Source organism: Neobacillus drentensis (genome assembly GCF_036966985.1).
GTDB lineage: Bacteria > Bacillota > Bacilli > Bacillales > Cytobacillaceae > Neobacillus > Neobacillus drentensis_E.
The window spans coordinates 12,436-14,272 of the sequence record NZ_JBALSN010000048.1; the positions used below are offsets into that span (position 1 = coordinate 12,436).

The window sequence follows — 1,837 nt, forward strand, 5'->3', positions numbered from 1 at the left end:
CCTTCAACTTGATCGGTAAGTGGGAGGAAATGATATCTGCCATTCTGCCAGGCTCTTCAATATCTGCAACAGATGCATAGGTCTCTGCAGAAATCTTTTTCGATAATTTTATGTATTGTTCGAAATAGTCAAGCATGGTTCTCATTAGGGCTTGATCTTCGACATCCTTCGTATCTGGGTCATCATAGGTAACGATTGTAACCGCATAGTAGTCTTCTTCATCATGAAATGAAGTGATTTCCCCGCGATTTAATCCTTCTACCAAGACCCTTATCGTGCCATTTGGCAGTTTAAGCATTTGTTTTACTTTTGTTAATGTTCCTATCGTGTATAAATCCTCTTCAGAAGGGTCATCAATTGAAACCTCCTTTTGAGTGGTTAAGAAAATTAAATGGTCATCTACCATTGCTTTTTCAAGTGCTTGTACTGATCTTTCACGTCCAACATCTAAATGCAGGACCATGGTCGGATAGACGAGCAATCCTCGAAGCGGCAGGAGGGGGACGATCAATTCGTTCTTTTTCGTCAAATTACTGCACCTCCACATGCAAACAATTTTTCACTGCAAAATCAGAATGGTCTTTGTACAATTCTATCCTATTTATTTTTAAGTGTCTATTTTTAGAGAAAGCTGGTTGATTCTCTTTTCAGCATACGTTTATTTTCCCCAATCATTCCGATTTCTTTCTATAATGTTGATAGAAAACTTTTGATAAAATAGGCAAAAAACTTCGGCTTGCAGATGGACCACAAACCGAAGTTTTAATTAGATACTCTCTTTTTTAGATAGCTCAATCGATGCAGGGATCGCATCCATTTTTTGATAATCATTTACTAGCGCAATCTCGAATACTTCATGCAGGTGGGAAACGGGAATAATTTTTATTCCATCAATCTCATTTAAAATGGTTTGCATGTTTTCCTCTGGAATAATCACTGTTTTTGCGCCTGCTTTTTTCGCAGCTTTTACTTTTGGATACACCCCGCCAATCGGTTTGACATTTCCATGGATACTTATTTCTCCTGTCATGGCAACCGTGTTGTCGATTGGAATTTTATAGATGGCAGAGTATATGCCAGTCGCCATCGCAATTCCTGCCGATGGTCCGTCGATTGGAACACCGCCCGGGAAATTCACATGGATATCAAAGTCGTTAGCTGGGACACCCATTGATCGTAAAACCGTAATTACATTTTCAATGGAACCGCGCGCCATACTCTTCCGACGAATCGATTTGCCTTGTCCGCCGATACTTTCTTCATCAACAATACCTGTGATATTGATTGTCCCTTTATCTTTGGCAGGAATGACGGTCACTTCAATTTCAAGGAGCGCACCTGAATTTGGCCCATAAACAGCCAAGCCATTAACGAGACCCACATGGGATAAATCATTAATCTTTCGTTCCATTCTCGGAGACATTTGACTCGCATGGATAACCCACTCGATATCCTCATCCTTGATATAATCGCGTTCCTCTGTTATCGCAAGTCCTGCCGCAATTTGAATTAAATTCACTGTTTCGCGACCATTCCTTGCATAGTTTGATAACGTATTGACACCTGTTTCGTTGATATGTAGGTTCACTTTTTGGGCAGCCTTATTCGCAATTTCAACGATTTCTTCCTGTGTTAAATCCCGAAAGAAAACCTCCATACAACGGGACCGAATCGCAGGGGGAATTTCACTTGGTGTCCTTGTCGTAGCGCCTATTAACCGGAAATCGGCTGGAAGGCCATTTTTAAAAATATCATGGATATGGGTTGGGATTTGATTATTTTCCTCATGGTAATACGCACTTTCAAGGAAGACCTTCCGATCCTCTAATACCTTTAA

General features: G+C 40.6%; 2 protein-coding genes. Both read right to left on the reverse strand.

What is annotated here, in order from left to right:
- On the reverse strand, positions 1 to 529 hold a 529-nt coding region (locus tag V7659_RS03685), incomplete at its 3' end, for an LON peptidase substrate-binding domain-containing protein (RefSeq protein WP_335538180.1).
- A gap of 237 nt (positions 530 to 766) precedes the next feature.
- A partial coding sequence (locus V7659_RS03690; RefSeq protein ID WP_335538182.1) for a S16 family serine protease occupies positions 767 to 1,837 on the reverse strand: 1,071 nt, incomplete at its 5' end.